The 21810-nt window shown below is 69.3% G+C and carries 18 protein-coding genes; 5 read left to right on the plus strand and 13 right to left on the minus strand.

Features of this window, described 5'->3' with window-relative positions; all coding sequences use genetic code 11:
• Positions 1-132: 132 nt before the first annotated feature.
• From O9255_RS01060 to O9255_RS01080, 5 genes are all read right to left on the minus strand, one after another.
• Positions 133-1026, minus strand: coding sequence for a hypothetical protein (locus tag O9255_RS01060; protein ID WP_297864967.1), 894 nt, complete (start codon positions 1024-1026; stop codon positions 133-135).
• Positions 1008-1940, minus strand: a complete 933-nt coding sequence (locus tag O9255_RS01065; protein ID WP_297864968.1) for a histone deacetylase — start codon at positions 1938-1940, stop codon at positions 1008-1010. Before O9255_RS01065 ends, O9255_RS01060 begins: the two co-directional genes overlap by 19 nt.
• 80 nt (positions 1941-2020) lie before the next feature.
• Positions 2021-3805, minus strand: a complete 1785-nt coding sequence (locus O9255_RS01070; RefSeq protein WP_297864969.1) for a phosphoenolpyruvate carboxykinase (GTP) — start codon at positions 3803-3805, stop codon at positions 2021-2023.
• Positions 3806-3903: 98 nt separating this feature from the next.
• Complete coding sequence (locus tag O9255_RS01075) at positions 3904-4662, minus strand: helix-turn-helix transcriptional regulator (protein WP_297864970.1); 759 nt, start codon at positions 4660-4662, stop codon at positions 3904-3906.
• Positions 4659-5237 (minus strand): TetR/AcrR family transcriptional regulator, encoded by a 579-nt coding sequence (locus O9255_RS01080; RefSeq protein WP_297864971.1) that lies wholly within the window; start codon positions 5235-5237, stop codon positions 4659-4661. The genes O9255_RS01075 and O9255_RS01080 overlap by 4 nt, the downstream gene beginning before the upstream one ends.
• Positions 5238-5354: 117 nt before the next feature.
• Between O9255_RS01080 and O9255_RS01085 the strand changes: the two genes are divergently transcribed.
• From O9255_RS01085 to O9255_RS01095, 3 genes are all read left to right on the plus strand, one after another.
• Complete coding sequence (locus O9255_RS01085; protein WP_297864972.1) at positions 5355-6251, plus strand: alpha/beta hydrolase; 897 nt, start codon at positions 5355-5357, stop codon at positions 6249-6251.
• Between the two features lie 3 nt (positions 6252-6254).
• Entirely contained in the window at positions 6255-8729 is a 2475-nt protein-coding gene (locus O9255_RS01090) for an acyl-CoA dehydrogenase (RefSeq protein WP_297864973.1), read from the plus strand.
• Positions 8730-8819: 90 nt separating this feature from the next.
• Entirely contained in the window at positions 8820-9305 is a 486-nt protein-coding gene (locus O9255_RS01095; RefSeq protein WP_297864974.1) for a hotdog fold domain-containing protein, read from the plus strand.
• A 28-nt stretch (positions 9306-9333) separates the two neighbouring features.
• Here O9255_RS01095 and O9255_RS01100 read toward each other — a convergent pair whose 3' ends face one another.
• Positions 9334-10659, minus strand: a complete 1326-nt coding sequence (locus tag O9255_RS01100) for an MFS transporter (RefSeq protein ID WP_297864975.1) — start codon at positions 10657-10659, stop codon at positions 9334-9336.
• Between the two features lie 120 nt (positions 10660-10779).
• Here O9255_RS01100 and O9255_RS01105 point away from each other — a divergent pair, with 120 nt between their 5' ends.
• On the plus strand, positions 10780-12375 hold the full coding sequence (locus O9255_RS01105; RefSeq protein ID WP_297864999.1) for a choline dehydrogenase: 1596 nt from the start codon (positions 10780-10782) through the stop codon (positions 12373-12375).
• Between the two features lie 30 nt (positions 12376-12405).
• Here O9255_RS01105 and O9255_RS01110 read toward each other — a convergent pair whose 3' ends face one another.
• Both O9255_RS01110 and O9255_RS01115 read right to left on the minus strand, forming a co-directional pair.
• Positions 12406-14313, minus strand: coding sequence for a M48 family metallopeptidase (locus O9255_RS01110; RefSeq protein WP_297864976.1), 1908 nt, complete (start codon positions 14311-14313; stop codon positions 12406-12408).
• A gap of 8 nt (positions 14314-14321) precedes the next feature.
• Positions 14322-14918, minus strand: coding sequence for a LemA family protein (locus O9255_RS01115; protein WP_297864977.1), 597 nt, complete (start codon positions 14916-14918; stop codon positions 14322-14324).
• A 72-nt stretch (positions 14919-14990) separates the two neighbouring features.
• Here O9255_RS01115 and O9255_RS01120 point away from each other — a divergent pair, with 72 nt between their 5' ends.
• A complete protein-coding gene (locus tag O9255_RS01120; RefSeq protein ID WP_297864978.1) occupies positions 14991-16217 on the plus strand; it encodes a serine hydrolase domain-containing protein in 1227 nt (408 codons plus the stop codon).
• A 119-nt stretch (positions 16218-16336) separates the two neighbouring features.
• Here O9255_RS01120 and O9255_RS01125 read toward each other — a convergent pair whose 3' ends face one another.
• The 5 genes from O9255_RS01125 to O9255_RS01145 form a co-directional block, all read right to left on the minus strand.
• Positions 16337-16705 carry a hypothetical protein gene (locus O9255_RS01125; protein ID WP_297864979.1) on the minus strand — a complete coding sequence of 123 codons (369 nt, stop codon included), beginning with the start codon at positions 16703-16705 and terminating at the stop codon, positions 16337-16339.
• Between the two features lie 776 nt (positions 16706-17481).
• Positions 17482-17868 carry a glycine cleavage system protein GcvH gene (gene gcvH / locus O9255_RS01130; RefSeq protein ID WP_297864980.1) on the minus strand — a complete coding sequence of 129 codons (387 nt, stop codon included), beginning with the start codon at positions 17866-17868 and terminating at the stop codon, positions 17482-17484.
• 58 nt (positions 17869-17926) lie between these two features.
• Positions 17927-19030 (minus strand): glycine cleavage system aminomethyltransferase GcvT, encoded by a 1104-nt coding sequence (gcvT, locus tag O9255_RS01135; RefSeq protein ID WP_297864981.1) that lies wholly within the window; start codon positions 19028-19030, stop codon positions 17927-17929.
• 67 nt (positions 19031-19097) lie between these two features.
• Positions 19098-20675 carry an iron ABC transporter permease gene (locus O9255_RS01140; protein WP_297864982.1) on the minus strand — a complete coding sequence of 526 codons (1578 nt, stop codon included), beginning with the start codon at positions 20673-20675 and terminating at the stop codon, positions 19098-19100.
• A complete protein-coding gene (locus O9255_RS01145; RefSeq protein ID WP_297864983.1) occupies positions 20666-21769 on the minus strand; it encodes an extracellular solute-binding protein in 1104 nt (367 codons plus the stop codon). The genes O9255_RS01140 and O9255_RS01145 overlap by 10 nt, the downstream gene beginning before the upstream one ends.
• Positions 21770-21810: the final 41 nt, after the last annotated feature.

Consider the following 21810-nt stretch of genomic DNA (forward strand, 5'->3'; position numbering starts at 1 on the left):
CCGACGGTACCGAGGGGACGTTCCGCGACCTCCCGAGCATAACGCAATGTTTACGTTATGCAAATCCGCTGAGCGCGAGGGCGGGCGCCCAGATGAAGAGCGCCGTTTCGCACCGATTGCTGCTGCATCGCATCAATTCTGGCCCGGCACCGGACCCGGCTCACCGGCCGGGGGAGCAACGCCTTCCACCCGGGCATCGCCAGAGAAGCTTCGCAAGACGAGTCTACCCCCCTCGCCCACCGCGGCACCGGCAGCAACGCGCGGAGTCTCCGCCGCAGGAAGGCTAAGGTCACCGGTCGCCAACTGCGGCACGATGGCGCGAGGCCATACACCAACGACATCGACGCGGAGGTCACCCGAGAGGCTCTCGAGCACGACGTCGGCGCCCGACGCCGACCCGAGACGGAGCGTGATCGCCCCGGACACCGAGGTCGCGCGGACGCGCCGCGGACGATCCAGCGCGAGCGTGGACGGCCCGCCCACCGCGTCGACGGCGACCGAGCCGATGGCTCCCTGCGCCACGACCTCGACCTCGCGGCCCTCCGCCCGGACATCGCCCGTGGGGCCCTCCAGCTGGAGGTCGAGCGCGCCGTCGACCCGGACGTCCGCAGCATCGAACGCACCGGCGATGCGGGCTCCCGACCCGCCGCGGACCACGAGGCGCGGCGCTTCCGCACCCTGCAGGTCAAGCGACGCGCCACCAAGATGGATGACGAGGGGCGCCCCGGCCGGAACGGCAACGCGAAGCTCGGACCGTCGCGGCGAGAGGCGTTCCGGGTCGTCGACAATGAGCACGCGGCGGTCCACTGTTTCGCGCCAAATCACGCGCTGGCCCGGCGCCAGCGTGGCCTCGAGGCCCACCTTCCCGGCCTCCCCGGGGCGCACCTCAAGCGAGCCGGCCTCCAAGCGCAGATGGAGCGCTTGGCCGGCGTCCAGGGGCCGCTCCTCCGCGACGCGCACCACCGCGGCCTCGGCCGATAGGCCGAGAATGGCGAGGCAGGCGCTTGTCAGGACGTGGCAGCGCATGCGGCTATCGCAGCACACGCGGCGTGCGCTGCCAAGCGCACGGTCTCGGCATGGATGTCGACGATGTCGTCGACGTCCGGGGCATAGCCGCCGGCCATCGCGACCGACAGCGGCAGGCCGTGGCGACGGCAGGTCTCGAGCACGGCACGGTCCCGCTGGGCGAGGCCGGCCTTGGTGAGCGCCAACTGGCCGAGCCGATCACCGACGAAGGGGTCGGCACCGGCGAGATAGAGCACCGCATCGGGGCGCGCGGCCTCGACGGCGCGCGGCAGGTGCGCGGCGAGCAGATCGAGGTAGCGCGCGTCGTCCGTGCCCGGCGGCAGCGGCACGTCGAGGTCGGAAGCCGGCTTGATCGCCGGGTAGTTCTTCGCGTCGTGCATCGAGAAGGCGAACAGCGTGTCGTCGCCCGCCACCAGCTCGGCCGTGCCGTTGCCATGGTGCACGTCGAGGTCGACGATCAGCAGCCTCCGCGCGAGGCCCTCGGCCTGCACGTGCCGCGCGGCCACGACCGCGTCGTTGAAGATGCAGTAGCCGCCGCCGCGGTCGAAGGCCGCATGGTGCGTACCGCCGGCGAGGTTCACAGCGATGCCGTCGCCGCGAAGCGCCGCATCGAGCGCCGCGATCGTGCCGCCGACGGTGCGTCGCGCACGCTTTGCCATCGCTTCGGACCACGGAAAGCCGATGCGCCGCTGCTCCTGCGGGCTCAAAGTGCCGCGCCGGACGCGCTCGATGTAGTCGGGGCAGTGGACGCGACGCAGCGCCTCATCACTGGCGGACACCGGCTCCTGCAGTGTCACGCCCCAGCGCTCGGCGTGATCGCGCACGCGCTCGTACAGGCGCCGGTACTTCGCCATCGGGAAGGCGTGGCCTTCCGGCAGCGGGAGCTCGAACGTGGGGCAGAAAAAAGCCTTCATCGCTGCAGCTTAAGCCGAAGCGATGAAGGCCTTGAGGAGGGCGGGCGATGCCGGGTTCCGGCACCACCGCGGCCGCCGGATCAGGCCGCGGCTTTCTTGGCTTCCGCCTCGAGGGCGGCGGCCACCCGCTGGCGCTCGGCTTCCAGAGCCGCCGGAAGGCGCGGGCCGAATTCGGCGAGGTATTCGCCGATCGAGGCCATCTCGGCCTTCCAGCCGTCGCGGTCGTAGCCGAACAGCACCTCGCGGGCCTCGTCGCTGAGCTTCACGCCGTCGAGGTTCAGGTCCTCGCGCTTCGGGAACAGGCCCACCGGCGTCTCGATGGCCGCGGCCTTGCCCTCGCAGCGCTTGAGCATCCACTCGAGCACGCGCAGGTTGTCGCCGAAGCCCGGCCACAGGAACTTGCCATCGCTGCCCTTGCGGAACCAGTTGACGTGGAAGACCTTCGGCAGCTTGTCGGCCTTCGCACCGAAGCTGAGCCAGTGGCTGAAGTAGTCGGCGAAGTTGTAGCCGCAGAAGGGCTTCATCGCCATCGAGTCGCGGCGCACCACACCCACCGCGCCGGTCGCGGCGGCGGTGGTCTCCGAGGCCATGCCGGCGCCGACCAGCACGCCATGCGTCCAGTCGCGGGCTTCGAACACCAGCGGCACCAGCGAGGCGCGACGGCCGCCGAAGACGATGGCCGAAATCGGCACGCCCTGCGGGTCTTCGGCCTTCGGCGAGTAAGACGGGCACTGCTTGGCCGACACGGTGAATCGCGCGTTCGCGTGCGCGGCGGGGCCCTTGGCGGCATCGAAGGGCTGACCCTTCCAATCCGTCACCGGCGTGCCGGTATCGAGGCCTTCCCACCAGGGCTGGTTGTCCTCGGTCACGCCGACATTGGTGAAGATGGCATCGCGGTCCAGCATGGCCAGCGCATTTGGGTTGCTCTTGGCACCCGTGCCCGGGGCCACGCCGAAATAGCCGGCCTCCGGGTTGATCGCGTAGAGGCGGCCATCAGCGCCGGGACGCATCCAGCAGATGTCGTCACCGACCGTCCAGACTTTCCAGCCCTTCTCGCGGTAGCCCTGCGGCGGGATCAGCATGGCGAGGTTGGTCTTGCCGCAGGCGCTCGGGAAGGCCGCGGCGACGTAGTGCGTTTCGCCCTGCGGGTTCTCGATGCCGACGATCAGCATGTGCTCGGCGAGCCAGCCCTCGGTGCGCGCCTGGTAGCTGGCGATGCGCAGCGCGTGGCACTTCTTGCCGAGCAGCGCATTGCCGCCGTAGCCCGAGCCGTAGCTCTTGATCGCCAGCTCTTCCGGGAAATGCATGATGAACCGGCGATCCGGGTCGAGCTCGCCCGTCGAGTGCAGGCCGCGCACGAACGAGCCCTCGCGCTCGATGCGCGCCAGCGCCGCCGAACCCATGCGGGTCATGATCCGCATGTTCGCCACGACGTACGGCGAGTCGGTGATCTCGACGCCACAGCGTGAGAGCGGCGAGTCGATCGGGCCCATGCAGTACGGGATGACGTAGAGCGTGCGGCCCTTCATGCAGCCGGCGAACAGCGCGTCCATCTTCGCGTGGCCGTCGGCAGGCGACATCCAGTGGTTGTTCGGGCCGGCGTCGTCCTTCTCGGAAGTGCAGACGAAGGTGAGGTGCTCGACGCGAGCCACGTCGCCCGGGTGCGAGCGGTGCAGCGTGCAGCCCGGGTGCGTTTCCGGATTCAGCGCATGCAGGGTGCCGTCGGCGAGCATCGCGGCCTTGAGCGCGGCGTCCTCGGCCTCGGAGCCATCGCACCAGTGGATGCGGTCGGGCGTAGTGAGGGCGGCGACGGACGCGACCCAGTCATTGAGGGCCGCGAAACGGCTCGGCGAGCTGCTGCTCATCGGGAGAACTCCGGAAGGGAAATCGTCGGAGGCCGGGACCACTCCCGTGACGCCTGCCACCGGCCAGCGACCGGGACCCGCCTCAATGCATACGTATTCTATAGCGTCGGGACGGGGTCCGCCGAGGCTTTCCGCAGGGGGTCGAACAGGCCCAGGCTCCAGGGCCGCTGGGCCAGCACCAGGCTCACGCCGACCCGCTCGGAAGCGGGGAGGTGGGCGTCTTGCGCCAGCATGAGATCGAACTGACCGGCGGCCTCCCGGAGCTTTTCGCGGATGGTCGCGGCCGAGCGCCGGGAGACCATGCCCGAGAGCAGCAGCAGGGTTTCCTCGCCACCGGCGAAGCGGCTCTTGAAGAACTCCGGCAGCAGGCGCTGCTGGAAGAAGCGCTGCATGGGGCCGTCGGTCCGCCAACGGAAGTTCCGGGCGGTCAGGACCCGGGCCCGGTTGCCCGGCAGCAGTTCGATGATGCCGAGACGGTCCAGCTTCACCAGCCGGCCGATCCAGTCCGGGAGGCTGATCTGGTAGTTCGCCAGCACCTCGTCCTGCGTCCAGCGGTTCACGGCCAGATACAGCGCCAGCATCAGTAGCGGGTCATCGACCAGGGCCTGCTCCTGCGCCTCGGACAACTCGGCCAAGGCCGGCCGGCGCTGCTCCGCTTCGGCGGCGAGTTCGGCGAGGCCCATGTCGAGCGCCTCGCAGATCTGCTCGAGGCGTTCGAGCCGGATCGACTGCTCGGAGAACATCCGCTTCACCGAAGCCTCGGACATGCCGATGCGCTCGGCGAGGTTCGCGTAGGTCAGCCCTTGCGCCTTCAGCACGCGCTTCAGGGCTTCGACGAGCTGGACGCGGAGGGTCACGGAATCAGCGCGTCCATCACGTGGGTGACGTAGGCCTCGAACTCATCGTGGTTCAAGCGCGGCTGGCCGAGCTGCAGGGACAGCTGGAGGAAGCCGACGTAGGCCGCGTAAGTGAGCCGCGCACGGTTGACGGCCTCGAGCCGCGGCATGCCGGCCTGGCGGAAGCTCGCTGCGAGGTAGTCCATGCGCCGCTGCGACACGCGCGCCAGCACCGGCTGCACGACCGGGTGGTCGAGGGCCTTCAGCAGCTCGCTGTAGATCTTGTGCGGCTTCAACTCGTGCGCAACGAGCTGGAACAGCGCCTTGAGGCGCTCGCGCGGCTCGGGGAAGGCCTCGAGCTTGCCGAAGACGGTCTCCTGTTCCATGGCTTCCCAGCGTTCGAGTGCCGCCGCTAGCAGCGCCTCGCGCGAGGGGAAATGCCAGTAGAAGCTGCCCTTCGTCACGCCAAGCCGGCGCGCCAGCGGTTCGACCGCCACCGCAGCCACGCCGTCGTCCGCGATGACGTCGAGGGCGGCGTTGGCCCAGTCTTCGGCGGAGAGACGCATCGGTCGTTCGGTCTTGGCGGCGGCGGGCATGGGCAGCGGGCTGGCGGCGTTCACGGCAATGGAAGCGACACAATAATGTGTCGGACGCGCTTTCACCATACGCATACGTATTGACAAGCGCGAAAACTGCCACCCATACTCGGCCGTATGGTTTCCATTGCACCCCTGCCCGCTTCCCTGGCCTCGTTCGAATGGACGGGTTCGGGCGGCCTGCCGCTGGCCGCCAGCGCAGCCGGTCCGCTGGGTGCGGACATCGGCGTGCTGTTCGCCCACGGCTTCGGCCAGACGCGACAGGCGTGGACGCGTTCGATGCTGGCGCTGGGCCAAGCCGGCATCGCCAGTGCGGCCTACGACATGCGCGGCCACGGCCAGTCCGGGCGCAACGTGCCGGAAGAACGCTACGGCGTCGAGCAGTTCATCGATGACGCCCTCGCCGTTCGCGCAACGCTGACCCAGCCACCGGTGCTGGTTGGCGCCTCGATGGGCGGCCTCGTCGGCCTCGCCGCGCAGTCGCGCGGTGCTGGGTTCGCCGGCCTGGTGCTCGTCGACGTCACGCCGAAGTGGGAAATCGCCGGAATGCAGCGCATCCTCGCCTTCATGGGCGCGCATCCGGATGGCTTCGAAGACCATGAGCACGCGGCGAGCGAGATCGCGGCGTACCTGCCGCACCGCCGCGAGCGCAAATCCTCCGCCGACCTCGCCCACCTGCTCGTTCGCGGCGACGACGGCCGCCTGCGCTGGCACTGGGACCCGCGTCTGCTTCACGACCTCGCCGATTCCGCCAAGCATCAAGACGAACTCGCCGAGGCCGCCCGCGGCATCGACGTGCCGGTGCTGCTGGTGAGCGGCGGCCGCAGCGACCTCGTCTCGAAGGAGACCGTCGCGCATTTCCTCGACCTGGTGCCGCACGCCGAACACGTGCACCTGCCAGAGGCCACGCACATGGTGGCCGGCGACGACAACGACGCCTTCACCCGGGCCGTCATCGAATTCCTTTCTCCCCGCCCCCACGCGGGATCCTTCCAGACCCTCCGCGGAGCCTGAGCCATGAGCGCTGTGTTGCCCTTCCTCGTCCTTCTGCTGGTGGTCGCCGTTGCGGCGTATCACCGCTGGTCGCTGGCGGTGTTCACCGCCGTCGCCGGCGCCGGCCTCGTGCTGGTCGGCCTCACCGGCGTGGCGCAGGTCGCGACCATCGTCGCCGGTTCGCTGCTGGCGGTCGTCGCGCTGCCGCTGCTGATCACGCCGATCCGGCAGAACCTGATCACCGCGCCGCTGCTGAAGTTCTACACCAAGATCCTGCCGCCGCTCTCGGAGACCGAGAAGACCGCGCTGGAAGCCGGCACCGTCGGCTTCGAGGGCGAGCTGTTCTCCGGCGCGCCGAAGTGGGCCGACCTGCTCGCGCAGCCGAAGCCGACGCTCACCGCCGAAGAGCAGGCCTTCCTCGACGGCCCGGTCGAAGAGGTCTGCAAGATGACCAACGACTGGGAAACCACGCACGTGCACGCGGACCTCGAGCCGCAGGTGTGGGACTACCTGAAGAAGAACAAGTTCTTCGGGATGATCATCCCGAAGGAGTACGGCGGCCTCGGCTTCTCGGCGCTGGCCCACCACAAGGTCATCCAGAAGCTGGCCTCGATCTCGGCCACGCTGAGCTCGACCGTCGGCGTGCCGAACTCGCTCGGCCCGGCGGAACTGCTGCTGCACTACGGCACTGAAGACCAGAAGCGCCACTACCTGCCGCGCCTCGCCGACGGCCGCGAGATCCCCTGCTTCGCGCTGACCGGCCCGACGGCGGGTTCCGACGCCACCTCGCTGCCGGACTTCGGCATCGTCTGCGAAGGCGAATGGAACGGCGCCAAGGTGCTGGGGGTCAAGCTGACCTTCGACAAGCGCTACATCACGCTGGCGCCGGTGGCCACGGTGATCGGCCTCGCCTTCCGCCTCTATGACCCGCAGAAGCTGCTGTCGGATGACGTCGATCGCGGCATCACGCTGGCGCTGATCCCGCGCGAGACGCCGGGCCTCGAGATCGGCCGCCGCCACTTCCCCCTCAACTGCACCTTCATGAATGGCCCCCTGCATGGCAAGGAGATGTTCCTGCCGCTCTCGCAGCTCATCGGCGGCGAGGACTACGTGGGCCAGGGCTGGCGCATGCTGGTGGAATGCCTGTCGGTGGGGCGCGCCATCACCCTGCCCTCGACCTCGAGCGGCGCGGCCAAGCTCGCCGCCGCGGCCACCGGTGCCTACTCGCGCATCCGCAAGCAGTTCGGCCTGTCGATCGGCCGCTTCGAGGGCGTCGAAGAAGCGCTGGCCCGCATCGCCGGCAACACCTACGCCGTCGCGGCGCTGTCGCAGGCCACGGCCGCCGCGGTCGACCGTGGCGAGAAGCCGGCCGTGCCCTCGGCGATCGCCAAGTACCACGCCACCGAGATGGCCCGCGAAGTCGGCAAGGACGCGATGGACGTCCACGGCGGCAAGGGCGTGATCCTGGGGCCGTCGAACTACCTCGGCCGCGGCTGGCAGGCCGCCCCGATCTCGATCACGGTCGAAGGCGCGAACATCATGACGCGCTCGCTGATGATCTTCGGCCAAGGTGCGATCCGCTGCCATCCGTGGGTACTGAAGGAAATGCAGGCCGCGACGCACCCCGACCCGGCCGTGCGCCTGCGCGAGTTCGACACCAACCTGTTCGGCCACATCGGCTTCGCGATCAGCAACGCCGTCCGCAGCCTGTGGATGGGCCTGACGTTCGCCGCCTTTGGCAAGGCACCCGGCGACGACTACACGAAGCGCTTCTACCGCCGCCTCAACCGCTACTCCGCCAACCTCGCGCTGGTCGCCGACACATCGATGCTGACGCTGGGCGGCAAGCTGAAGTTCAAGGAGAAGCTGTCGGGCCGCTTGGGCGACGTGCTCTCGCAGCTCTACATCGCCAGCGCGATGCTGAAGCGCTACGAGGACGAGGGCCGTCCGGCTTCCGAGCAGCCGCTGCTGGCCTGGGCGTTCCACGACAGCGTGTTCAAGATCGAGAACGCGCTCTCCGGCGCGCTGCGCAACTACCCGATCCGTCCGGTCGGCTGGCTGCTGTGGCTGCTGGTGTTCCCGTTCGGCCGTCGTGCGCAGGCCCCGAGCGACCGCCTCGGCCGTCGTGCCGCGGCGCTGCTGATGTCGCCGTCCGACGCCCGCGACCGCCTGGTCAGCGGCGTGTTCCTGACGCCCTGCGAGAACAACCCGGCTGGTCGCGTCAACGCCGCGCTGGCCAAGGTGATCCTCGCCGAGCCGGTGGAGCGCAAGTTCATGAAGGCGGTGAAGGGTGGCGAGATCGCCGCGCTGGATTACGCCGCGCAGCTGGCCGAGGCCGTGCAGAAGGGCCTGATCACCGGCGAAGAGCGCGCCCAGCTCGAAGAGCTGCGCCGCCTCACCTGGGACGCCATCAGCGTGGACGATTTCGACCACGAGGACCTCGTCGCCGCATCGCTGTACCGCGGTGCGAAGTCCGGCGACACCCGCCGCGCGGCCTGATCGCCTCGCGATGCGTCACCACGGAACGGCGGGCCCAGGCCCGCCGTTCTGCTATCCGAACCCTTGCGCGCCACCGACCGTGAGCCATCCATGAGCACGACCACGCCCCTTCTCGCCCTGTACCGCCGCTTCGAGCGCCTGCCGCTGGGACGCTGGCTGTTTTCGCGCGCCGTGTGCTTCAAGGCGCCCTATTTCGGCACGATCCATCCCACCTTCGTCGCGCTGGTGCCGGGCCGCTGCGAAGCGCGCATCCCGCACCGTCGCGGCATGCAGAACCACATCGGCAGCGTCCACGCGATCGCGCTGTGCAATCTCGCCGAGCTCTGCGCCGGCGTGATGACCGACGCCTCGATCCCGGCCGACATGCGCTGGATCCCCAAGGGCATGACCGTGCAGTACCTGAAGAAGGCGATGGGCCCGCAGACCGGCATCGCCCAGCCGCGCATTCCGATCGTGTCAGCCAGCGCGGGCTACGAGCTGCCCGTGCAAGTAGAAGTGCACGACGCCAGCGGCGAGCCGACCTTCCGCGCCGAAGTGGTGATGTGGCTGTCTCCGAAGCCGTCGCGCAAGGGCTGAGCCCCGCGCGCGCCCGACGCCTTCGTCATCAGCCCCTCGACAGCGCCCTCTGCGCGCGCACGACGCCCCAGGCCGACAGGAACAGCGCCATCGCCATGCCGGTGCCGAGCAGGAACACCACCGACGAGCCGAAGGACGCGATGGCCTTGTGCACCCAGACGAAGGTGAAATCGCCGCCACGGTAGATCGCGGTGTCGATGAAGGCCTTGGCCTTGTAGCGGGTTTCGGCGTCCACGCGGGTGTAGATGGTTTCGCGGGCCGGCTTCGCCAGCGCGAACTCGCCGGTGCGCGTGGCGATCTGCACCGCCATCAAGAGCATCGGCAGCGGGTTTCCCGCGAGCACGGCGAAGCCGAGGGTGATGGCCAGGCCGGGGATCAGCAGCAAGGGCGCCACGCCGAAGCGGGCGAGCAGGAACGGCGTGATGAACAGCTGGATGGCCAGCGTCAGGCCATTGATCCAGAGGTCGATGGTCGCGAAGAAGGCCGTCCGGGCCTCGTCGTCGGCGATCTGGCGCGCCACGGCGGCCTGCTCGTTGTAGAGCAGCGTGCCCACCGCGACGCCGAAGAACATCACCAGCGCCATGCCGCGCATCAGCGGGTCGCGCGCGACGATGCGCAGGCCTTCGAGGAAGCGCCCGCCCATGGCCTCATCGAACCGCGGGCCGCCCCGCTCCTCCTCGCGGCGCCGGGCCCAGGGCGCCAACGCGATGACGAAGGCGAGGCACAGGCCCATGAAGCCGGTGCTGATGAGCATGATCGTCTCGACGCCGACGTCCTTGACGATCAGCTTGGTCAGCGCCGGGCCGGCCAGGGCCCCGAGCGTGCCGCCCACGCCGATGAAGCCGTAGAACAGCCGCGACTGCGCCGAGCTGTAGATGTCGGACATGAAGCTCCAGAACACCGTGACGGCGAACAGGTTCACGACCGCGAGGAAGATGAAGAAGGCCGCGCCTCGGCCCGGCACGTCATTGGCGAAGGCCAGGTAGAACACGCCGAGCGCGGTCACCAGCAGGCCATAGACGAAGGGCAGGAACACCCGGCGCGGGTAGCGGCTCACCAGCGCGCCGTAGAACGGCTGTAGCACCAGCATCGACACAAAGGTGCCGGTGAACAGCACCTGCAGGGTCAGCGCCCCGAGGGCAATGCCCCGCTCCGCGAAGAAGGCGATCATCGCCGGGGGGAACACGGCCGAGGCGTCGTCCGTCGCGCCGAAGGCGTCACGGATCGAGCGCAGCATGAAATAGCCGCACAGCAGGCAGAAAAAGTAGCCGAACGACAGCGCCAAGGCCGGCACGTCGGCCAGCGCCTGCTTCAGATCGGACCAGCGGAGTCGCTGGGGGCCTTGGGCCTGCATCGTCACTCCGTGGCAATGGATGCCCCGTACTTTAGCGGAGTCGCCGCCAGCCGCCGAGCTAGAGCATTCACTCTAGACGTGCGGACCAGCATCGCCCATCGCTTCAGCGGCAGTCGGTACGTGTTCGACTACATCATCGTGGGTGCCGGCTCCGCCGGCTGCGTCCTCGCCAACCGGCTCAGCGCCGATCCCGCCATCAAGGTCCTGCTCCTGGAGGCCGGTCCACGCGACTGGCATCCCTTCGTGCACATGCCCGCGGGCCTCGCGAAGCTGGTCGGCAAGAAGGGCGTGAACTGGGACTACAGCACCGCGCCGGAGCCGAAGCTCGACGGCCGCATGCTGTGGTGGCCGCGCGGCAAGGTGCTGGGCGGCAGCAGCTCGATCAACGCCATGTGCTACATCCGTGGCGAGCGTCGCGACTACGACGAGTGGGCCGAACTCGGTGCCACCGGCTGGCATTGGGACAACGTGCTGCCCTACTTCCGCAAGTCGGAAGGCAACGAGCGCGGCGCGGACGCGCTGCACGGCGGCGATGGCCCGCTCGGCGTCAGCGACCACCGCTTCCGCAATCCGCTATCGGCAGTGTTCGTGGAAGCCGCGACGCAGGCGGGCTTCCCGGCGAACCCCGATTTCAACGGGGGCGTGCAGGAAGGCTTCGGCTTCTACCAGACCACCACGCGCGGCGGCTCGCGCTGCTCATCGGCCACCGCCTACCTCGACCCGATCCGCGGCCAGCGACCGAACCTCAAGGTCATCACCGGCGCGATGGCTCGCAAGGTGCTGTTCGAGGGTGGACGCGCCAGCGGCGTGCTCTACACCGTCGGTGGCGCGGCCTTCGCGGAGGGCGCGGCGCGCGAGGTGATCCTCTGCGGCGGCGCCATCAACAGCCCGCAGCTGCTGATGCTCTCCGGCATCGGCCCGGCGGCGCACCTGCACCAGCAGGGCGTGGAGGTCCGCGTCGACCTGCCCGGCGTCGGCGGCAACCTTCAGGATCATCTGGATATCTGCACGCTGCAGCGCTCGACGCAGGCCGTCACCTACGACGATTCCGACTCGCTGCTCAACGAAGCGAAGATCGCGTGGGACTACTACCTGCGCAAGCAGGGCCCGGGCACCAGCAACATCGCCGAGGCCGGCGGCTTCCTGCGCTCGGCGTTGGCCGAGGACGAGCGCCCCGACCTGCAGTTCCACTTCGTGCCGGCCCAGCTCGACGACCACGGCCGCAACAAGCTGCCGGGCTACGGCTTCACCGTGCATTCCTGTTTCCTGCGTCCGAAGAGCCGCGGGCGCCTGTACCTCGCGGGCACCGATGCCGCCAGCAAGCCGCGCATCGAGGCGAACTACCTCGGCGACGCGGAAGGCTTCGACCTCAAGGTGATGCGCGAGTGCGTGCGGCTTTCGCGCGAGATCCTCGCCCAGCCGGCCTTCGCCCCCTACCGCGGCGACGAACTGCTGCCGGGCGCGAAAGCGCAGGACGAGGCCGCCATCGACGCCTTCATCCGCCGCAAGGCGGAATCGATCTACCACCCGATCGGCACCTGCGCGATCGGCCGCGACGGGGATCCGAACGCGGTGGTCGACCCTCAGCTGCGCGTGCGCGGCGTCGAGGGCCTGCGCGTGGTGGACGCTTCGGTGATGCCGAAGCTGATCGGCGGCAACACCAACGCCCCGACGATCATGATCGCCGAGCGCGCCGCGGACCTGATGCTCGGCTGAGCCCGCTCACTCGGAGCGGGCCTTTCCGCCTCAGGCGGCCCGCACCGGCTCCAGCGCAGCCGGCAGTGGCGCGTGCAGGATGGCGCAGACGATACGCAGCAGCTCGGCCTCGGGGATGGTCATCCGGCCATCGTGCGCCGCTGTCGCGACGAGGGCTTCCACCAGCATCAGCTTCGCTTTCGGCAGCAGCGCGTCAAGCCGCGGCCACGCGTCGTCCAGCACCGCCACGCCTTGCGCCGGCGGCGCGTAGCGGGCGCTGGACTGCGGCAGCACGTGGGGCATACCGGCCATGAAGGCGCGCTGCGCTTCCGCCGGCTGGGCATGACCGGCATGGGCGAGCACGGCCAGCAGTTGCACCACGTCGGCCTCGACGTCGGCCAGCTTGACCCGCGGCTGGCGCCACGCCGTCGCCGGATCGGCGGAGGCCTGCAGCTCGGCATGCAGCAGTTGCGCCAGGCCGTACTCCAGCAGGGTGATGCGGCCGTCGGCATGGGACAACGCCGTGCACACATCGGCCACGGCGGCGACATCGGTCTTGGAGCGACGCTTCAGCGTCGCCAGCGCGAGCATCGCCAAGGGCAGGCGCAGGGCCGCGTGCAGGCCGTGGACGCGCTCGGCGTAGTCGGCCGACTGCCCGGTCATCCGTTCGCCCATGCGGGCCTTCAGTTCGAAGCGCTGCTTCTTCTGCACCGTGGGCTCGGCGGAGAACAACAGGCCGAACAGCAGCGGCATCGCTTCCTCGCGATCACGCGCGGCGCGGTCGAGCACGCCGGGGATGGCGGCGATCACCGCCTGCGCGCGCTGCACGTCGTCGGGACGCCAGCCACCGAGCCCTTCGGCCACGGCGCCGGGGGAAACGCGGATCGAAGTGGCCTCCGGCGGCAGAGGCGGCGGCTCCACCATCGCCTTGGCGTGGTCTTCGTCGAGGCCCGAGGGCGCTGCCAACTGCTGTCGAGACAGCGCCTCGTTGAACTTCTCCGGCTTGAAACCGGGGCGGATCGCGCGGATGCGATCCAACAGCGGCGGATGGGTGGCCATCCAGCCCGAGAAACCGAGGCCATCCTCGAACAGCATGTGGCTGATCTCTTCGGCTTCGGGCGCCAGCATGCGGCCCTGGCCGGGCACGCCGGCGATCTTCAGGAAGGCACCCACGAGGCCCTCCGGATCCCGCGTGTACTGCAGGGCCGAGGCGTCGGCGAGGTACTCGCGCTGGCGGCTGATGCCGGCCTTGATCAAGCGGGCGAACCACAAGCCGATCGCACCCAGCGCCATCAGCGCCAGGCCCAAGGGGATCAACCCGCCCGCTTCGCGCTTCCCGTCGCGGTTGCGGGTGCTGACGAGGAAGCGCCCGACCACGCCGAGCATGGTGATGCCGAACAGCAGTCCGACGAGGCGCAGGTTCAGGCGAATGTCGGCGTTGAGGATGTGCCCGATCTCATGCGCGACGACGCCCTGTAGTTCCTGCCGGTTCAGGCGGTCGAGCGCACCGCGGGTGACCGCAATGGCGGCGTCCGGGCCACCGAAGCCTGCGGCGAAAGCATTGATGCGGGGTTCGTCTTCGAGAACGAAAACCTGCGGCAGCGCACTGCCCGACGCGATCGCCATTTCCTCGACGACGTTGAGCAGGCGGCGCAGGCCGGGATCGTGGGTGTCCACGGGCACCGGCGTGCCGCCCAGCGCCATGGCCACCGCGCCGCCGCCCTTTCGCAGGGTCATCGTGCGGTAGAAGCTCGCGCCGCCGATCAGCAGCAGCGTGCCGATGGTGGTCATCGCCATGACCTGGCCGATCGTCGCGAACGAGGCCGCACCGATGTAGGCGAGGGACAGCCACACCACGAGGTTCACCGCCGCGACGATGCCCAGCACCGCTAGCGCGAACAGCATTAACAGCCTGCGCGAACGGCGGCGCACCGCCTCCTGACGCTCGAAGAGGTTCATGGTGGCGCTCAGAACTGCACGCGGGGCGCGTTGCGCTTGTGGCTCTCCGCTTCCGGGATCTCCAGCAAGGAAGCCGCCCGGAAGTCGAAGCGGGCGGCCACCAAGCTGCCCGGGAACATCTCGCGCCGGTTGTTGTAGCCCATCACGGCGTCGTTGTAGGCCTGCCGCGCGAAGGCGATGCGGTTCTCCGTGGAGGTGAGCTCCTCGGTGAGCTGCTGCATGTTGGCGCTGGCCTTCAGCTCCGGATAGGCCTCGACGGTGACCAGAAGGCGCGACAGTGCGCCGGAGAGCTGGCCTTCCGCGCCACCGAGCTGGGCGATGGCCGCGGCATCGCCGGGCGCGGCCTTGGCGGCGCCGAGGCCGGACACCGCGGCGTTGCGGGCCTGGATCACGGCTTCGAGCGTGCCCTTCTCATGCGCCATGTAGGCCTTGGCGGTTTCGACCAGGTTCGGGATCAGGTCGTGGCGGCGCGTGAGTTGGACGTCGATCTGGGCGAAGGCGTTGCGGAAGGCGTTCCGCGCTCCGACGAGGCCGTTGTAGGCCCCCACCACCCAGACCGCGAAAGCGGCGACGGCACCGATGACGATGAGCAGGAAAAGCAGCATCCGCGAACACTCCTTGAACGAGGGGGGCGCGTCGAAGCGCTAGAATCGACGCAGTTCCAGCATACGTCGCCCATGCGTCCCCGCAAGCTTCTCCTGTCGCTCCTGATCGCGACCGCCACCCTGCCCACCCTCGCGACGCCGCCCGCTCCGCAGCCTGCGGCCAGCCTCTCGACGCCCGCACCCTCGACGATCCCCGTGGACGAGGCGACGGTCGCCAAGGCCACGGCCGACATCGATGCGCTGGCGCAGGCGATCATCGGCCGCGGCGTTCCTGGCGTGGCGGTGGCTGTGGTCCATGGCGATCGCAAGCGCCTGGCGAGGGGCTACGGCCGCACCGGCGGTGCCAACGGCGAGCGCATCGACGACCGCACGGTCTTCCGGATCGCTTCGTTGTCGAAGGGCTTCGCCGGCACCCTGGCCGGGCTGCTCGTGGAGGACGGCGCCCTGCGCTGGGACATGCCGCTCGACCAACAGTTGCCGACCTTCCAGCTCGCGGATGCAGCGGGCTCGACGCGGCTCACCGTGCGCGATGCCCTCGCCCATCGCATGGGGCTGAAGTACCACACGTACGACCGCGACCTCGAAGGTGACACGCCCTATCCGCTGCTGGCCGCACGACTCAACCAGGCGCCACTGCTGTGCGCGCCGGGCGGGTGCTTCGGCTACCAGAACGTCGCTTTCAGCCTGATCGGCGACGTGGTGTTCGCGGTGACGGGCGACTTCTACACCCGCCAGGTCGAGCTGCGGCTGTTCGCCCCGCTCGGGATGGAAGACACCACGTTCGGCCGCGACGGGCTCGAGGGCAGCGCTCGCTGGGCCCGCCCGCACGTGCGCGCGGGCCGTGGCTGGACGCCGGTGCGCCCGCGCGAGAACTACTACCGCGTGCCCCCGGCGGCCGGCATCAATGCCTCGATCCACGACATGGCCATCTGGGCGAAGGCGCAGCTCGGTCACCATCCCGAGGTGCTCTCCACGGCGATGCTCGATGACCTGCACGCACCGCTGGTGCGGACGCCCGACCAGCTCTCGGGCTCGCCTTGGCGCCGCACGCGCCTTCGCAACGCCCACTACGGCACCGGCTGGCGCGTGTTCGATTACGACGGCGAGCCGCTCGTCTACCACGCGGGCGCCGTGCAGGGGTATCGCGGGATGATCGGCCTGCTGCCGCGCCGCGACGTCGGCATCGTCGTGCTCTGGAACAGCGAATCGGCCCTGCCCTCCGGACTGATGCCGACGTTTCTCGACCGCGTGCTCGGCAAGCCCGACGGCGAGTGGGTCGACCTCGTCAACGGTCGCTGACGCCTCACTTCCCCGGAAAAAGCTAACGCCCCTCTCGGGGCGTTATGGCCTTTGCAAAGTCCCCCGGCCGCCTGGGCAACGGACCGGGGGTGATTACAGCAATCGGGTACGGCTTTGGCTTACATCGCCGCGACGGGCGCGGCCGGAGCCGGAGCGGCCTTCGGGGCCGACTTCTTCTTGGGAGCAGCCTTCTTCTTCGCAGCCTTCTTCGGGGCAGCCTTCTTGGCGGCCTTCTTCGGGGCGGCCTTCTTCTTCGCAGCCTTCTTGACGGCCTTCTTCGGGGCAGCCTTCTTCACGGCCTTCTTGGCGGCCTTCTTCGGGGCGGCCTTCTTGGCAGCCTTCTTGACGACCTTCTTGGCGGCCTTCTTGGCGACCTTCTTGGTGGCCTTCTTGGCGGCCTTCTTCACGGTCTTCTTGGCGGCGGCCTTCTTGGCAACCTTCTTCACCGCTTTCTTGGCGGCTTTCTTCGCAGCTTTCTTGACAGCCATGGTTCACTCCTCGTCAGTGGTTTGGCGTAGTGCCTTGTGTCACTTGCCCAGTAGCAAAGGCAGAGCCACGACGCTGGGCGTCGCGGCAAACCCGCGCCGACGGGATCGTCGGCGTGGATGCGGTTGGCCGCTGGATCGCGGCGCGCGGAAGCACCCCACCGGCGCGGACATCGCGGCCTTGCGGGACAGTTCCGGGAAAGGGGACCTCGGCATTGCGAGAGAGGGAGTCGGACCGCACGCCCCGGGCCGGAGCCGTTCGGGCGAGATCGTCGTGTTCGCAATACGGATGGAGGTGCGTTCGGATCACTCGTCGTGATGTGACTTGCGTTGCGGCGGAAACTAGCCACGCATTTTTTTTGTGTCAACAACTTTGCGAATTTTTTTTCCGCTGCTCCGACGCCAAATGCGCGCGATGAGCTCGGCTCGCTCGACGTCGATGCCTCGCGACGCGGAGGCGCATTCGCGAAGAATGCATAAAACGCGGGAATAAACCGCGATATCGAAAACGCGCACTCGCCTCGGGAGCGTTCCGGACATCGGCGAAGCGCTTCGTTCCGAACGCAACCGACATGCCGACGAAGCGACACCAAAAGTGCCGAAATCGGCGTTTGATGCAGCGCACAAATCAAAACTGCGCGAACTTTTTTCCTCCGCGACGCGATTCCGGAGCGTCGATGCGCGCTTCCGGAGGCCCGGAACGACGAAGGCCGCACCCTTCGGCGCGGCCTTCGCGAGCGTCGCGAGGCGCCGATTGGCGCCGCCGCGATGGCGTTTCCTCAGTCTTCGAGAGTCGCGGCGTAGTCGGAGGCCGAGAGCAACGAGCCGAGCTGCGCCGGATCGCTGGCTTCGACGACGAACATCCAACCGGCGCCGTAAGCGTCGCCGTTGATCGTCTCGGGAGCGTCGGCAAGCGCGGCATTGACGGCGACGACCTTGCCGGAGAGCGGCGCGTAGACGTCGGAAGCGGCCTTGACCGACTCGACGACGGCGCAACCGGCGCCCTGAGTGAGCTCGTCGCCTTCCGACGGCAGCTCGACGTAGACGAGGTCGCCCAGCGCGCCCTGCGCGTGGTCGCTGATCCCGACGGTGTAGCGGCCGTCGCCCTCGGCGCGGACCCACTCGTGGGACTTCATGAACTTCAGGTCGGCGGGAACGTTGCTCATCGGGATCTCCAGGTTCGGTGGAATGCGGGGCGGACGGGGCCGGGGTATTCGGTGTGGATCAGGCCAGCACGCCGGGCTGCGGCTGGCCGTCGCGGACGAAAGGATATTTCACGACGCGCACCGGGATGCGCTTGCCGCGGATGTCGACTTCGACGGCGCCGAGTTCACCGCCCGGCACGCGGGCCAGCGCGATCGAGCGGCCGAGCGTCGGCGAGAAGGTGCCGGAGAGGATCTCGCCGACGCCGCTGGCGGTGTGCACGGGCTGCCCGTGGCGCAGCACGCCCTTCTCGTCCATGACGAGGCCGATGGTCTGGCGCGCCACGCCGGCGGCCTTCTGCGCTTCCAGCACCGCGCGGCCGGTGAAGTCACGGCCCTCGTCGAAGGCGACCGTCCAGGCGAGGCCGGCTTCGAGCGGGCTCACCGTCTCGTCCATGTCCTGACCGTAGAGCGCCATGCCGGCCTCGAGGCGCAGCGTGTCGCGGGCGCCGAGGCCAGCCGGACCGACGCCGGCACCCTCGAGCGCTTCCCACAGTGCAACCGCGTCGGCTTCCGGGACGACCACTTCGAAGCCATCCTCGCCGGTGTAACCGGTGCGGGCCACGAACAGCGAGCCCTGCGGACCCGCCACTTCGGCGGCGGCGAAACGGCCGAGCGCCAGGACGCTGGCCGAGGCTTCAGCCGACAGCAGCGAGGCGAACTTGGCGCGGGCGCTCGGGCCTTGAACGGCGATCATCGAGAGCTCCGGGTGCTCCTGCACGGCGACGTCGAAGGGCTTCGCCTGCGCTTCGATCCACGGCAGGTCCTTGTCGCGGGTGGCGGCGTTGACCACCACGCGGAACCAGGACTCGCCCATGAAGTAGACGATCAGGTCGTCGATGACGCCGCCCTGCGGGTTCAGCATGCAGGCGTACAAGGCCTTGCCAGGCACCTTGAGCTTGTCGACCGAATTGGCGACGAGCTTGCGGAGGAAAGGACGGACCTGCTCGCCGCGGAGGTCGACCACGGTCATGTGCGAGACGTCGAACATGCCGGCATCACGGCGGACGAGGTGGTGCTCTTCGATCTGCGAGCCGTAGTTCAGCGGCATGTCCCAGCCACCGAAATCGACCATGCGGGCGCCGCGGGCGCGATGGGTGGCATTGAGAACCGTGGACTTCGTCATCGCGCGCTCTGCGGTGGTTTCGGATGGAACCAAGTATCGCAGATGCGCCTGCCGCAGTGCCGCGGCGTCAGTGCCGTTGGCGGAGCAGCGCGACCACCGGCACGAGACCCACCAGCACCAGCAGAAGCGCGGGCAGCGCGGCCCGGTCCCACAACCCTTCTGACGTGGCCGAATACACCTCGACCGCCAAGGTGTCCCAACCGAAAGGACGCAGCATCAGCGTGGCCGGCAGCTCCTTCATGGCCTCGACGAACACCAGCAGCCCAGCGGCGAACAGGCCGGGGCGCAGCACCGGAAGGCCCACCTGCCACCAGCGGGCGAAACGCCCTTGGCCGAGCAGCGCGGCGGAATCCATCAGGTGCGGACGCAGCACCGCAAGCGCCGCCGAAGCACCGGACAGGCCGACGCGCTGGAAGCGCATCACCAGGGCGAGGATGAGTGCGGCCAGGCCAGTCGACCATCCGGACAGGCCGAGCGCGCGCTCGATCGCCAGCAGGCACCAGAACACCGCCACCGCCATCACCGCACCCGGCACCGCGTAACCCAAGCCGGCGAGGAAAGCGCCCGCGCCGAGCCAGCGATCCTGCGGGAAGCGCCGACGCGCCGCGGCGATCAGCACACCGAGCGCCACGGCGACGACCGCCGCAAGCGCAGCGATCATGACGGTGCCGCGCAAGGCCGCCCAAGGCATCGCAGACCAGGGAGTCGGCGGCAGCCATGCGAGCAGTTGCGCCATCGGCCACACCACGCCGAGCGCCACCACGAGCGAGGCGGCCAACGCCACGCCAAGCCCCGCCATGCGCGGTAAGCGGGTTCGCTGCGGCGCGCGCAGCTCGGGCCCCGGCGGCGGCAGGGCGCGGCGGCCTCGATGCGCCAGCAGCAGGACCAGCAGCACGCCGCCGAGCATCGCCAGAGCCAACTGCGCGGCCAGCGCCAGCGAGTTCAGCCCGGTCCAGCTCTGGATCACCAGCGTGGTGAGCGTGTCGCGGCCGAGCAGCTTGACCGCGCCGAAATCGGCCAGCGTTTCCAGCAGGACGAGGCCGAGCGCGCCCAGCCAGGCCACGCGCGTCGCCGGCAACACGATGCGAACGAATGCCTGTCGCGGCGAGGCCCCGAGCAATCGCGCCGCGTCGAACGCCGCGCTGCCATGCCTCTGCAGGGTGGCGCGCATCATCAGGTACACATAAGGAAAGAGCGCGAGGCCGAGCACCACGCAGGCGCCCAGCACACTGCGCACCTCGGGGAAGGCGTCGGGCGGCAAACCGATGGCACGCCACGCACGGGCCGGCGCCGCATCGAAACTCAGGCCGGCGACATACACGTATGCCAGCACGTAGGCGGGAAACGCGAGCGGCAGGGCCAAGGCCCATTCCAGCCAACGCCGCCCGGGAAACTCATGGCGCGTCACCGCCCATGCGAAGCCGATGCCGAGCACCAGCGCGAGCGTGCCGACGCCGACGAGCAAGGCCACGGTCTGACCCAGTGCGCGCGGCAGCATCACCGAGGCCACGTGCGGCCAGAGGCCGGGAGCGACCTCGCCGGGCGAGACCGCCAGGAACGCCAGCGGCGCGCACAACAGCAGCGCGGCGCCGAGAACGGCGCCGCGCGTGGACCACAAGGACAGCGGGCTCGGCGTCAGCGCCATCCGGCCTCGTTCATCAGCATCACCGCTTCGGCCTGGCGACGACCGGCGACGGCGATGTCAACCGGATCGGCCTTGAACTCACCCCAGCCCGAGACGATGGGATCCAGCGCCATGCCGGGCTTCACCGGGTACTCGAAGTTCAGACCGGCGAACTTGGCCTGCACCGTATCGCTGGCCAGCCACTCGAGCAGGGCCTGCGCCTGCTCCGGGCGATCACTGGCCGCGACCACGCCTGCGCCGGAGATGTTGACGTGCACGCCGGCGTCGGCCTGGTTCGGCCAGAACGGCGCCACGGCGAACGCAGCGTCGTCCTTCAGCAGGCGGCCGAGGTAGTAGGTGTTGGTGATGCCGACCTCGCACTGCCCGGCGGCGATCGCCTGCAGCAGCAGCGTGTCGTCGGCGAACGGCGGCGCGGCGAGGTTCGCCACCCAGCCCTTCAGCACCTCGCGCGTGGCGTCGGCGCCGAGGCGCTCGATCATGGTGGCGACCAGCGACTGGTTGTAGACCTTGGCCGACGAGCGCAGGCAGAGCTTGCCCTTCCACTGCGGCTCGGCCAGCGCCTCGTAGGTGCTCAGCGTGGCGGGATCGACGCGATCCTTCGCGTACATGATGGTGCGCGCACGCTCCGACAGACCGAACCAGCGGCCCTGCGCGTCACGCAGATTGGCCGGCACGTTCGCCTCGAGCACGGGCGACACCACCGGCGCGAGCAGGTTGCGCTCGGCGGCTTGCCAGAGATTGCCTGCGTCGACCGTGATCAGCAGGTCGGCGGGCGTGCTCGCGCCTTCGGCGGCGAGGCGCTCGATCAGCGCGTCGGCGCCATCGATGCGGGTTTCGATCTGCACGCCGGTTTCGGCGGTGTAGGCCTGCAGCACCGGATCGAGCAGCGGCGGCTTGCGCTCCGAGTAAACGACCAGCGGGCCTTCCGGCGTAGCGGAGGTTGCGGCCGCCGAATCAGCTGCGTTGTCCGCGTTTGCTGCAGCGTCGGCAGCGGCCGATTCGGGCTCGGCCGGCGCGGAGCAGGCGGCGAGCGTCAACGCAGCGGCGAGGGCCGCGGCGATCGGCAGCAGGCGGGGGAAAACGGAGAGGCGCATGGAGACTCCAGAGGATGAGAAAGCACACAAATGATAACCGT

The organism is Silanimonas sp. (assembly GCF_027530345.1).
GTDB lineage: Bacteria > Pseudomonadota > Gammaproteobacteria > Xanthomonadales > Xanthomonadaceae > Silanimonas.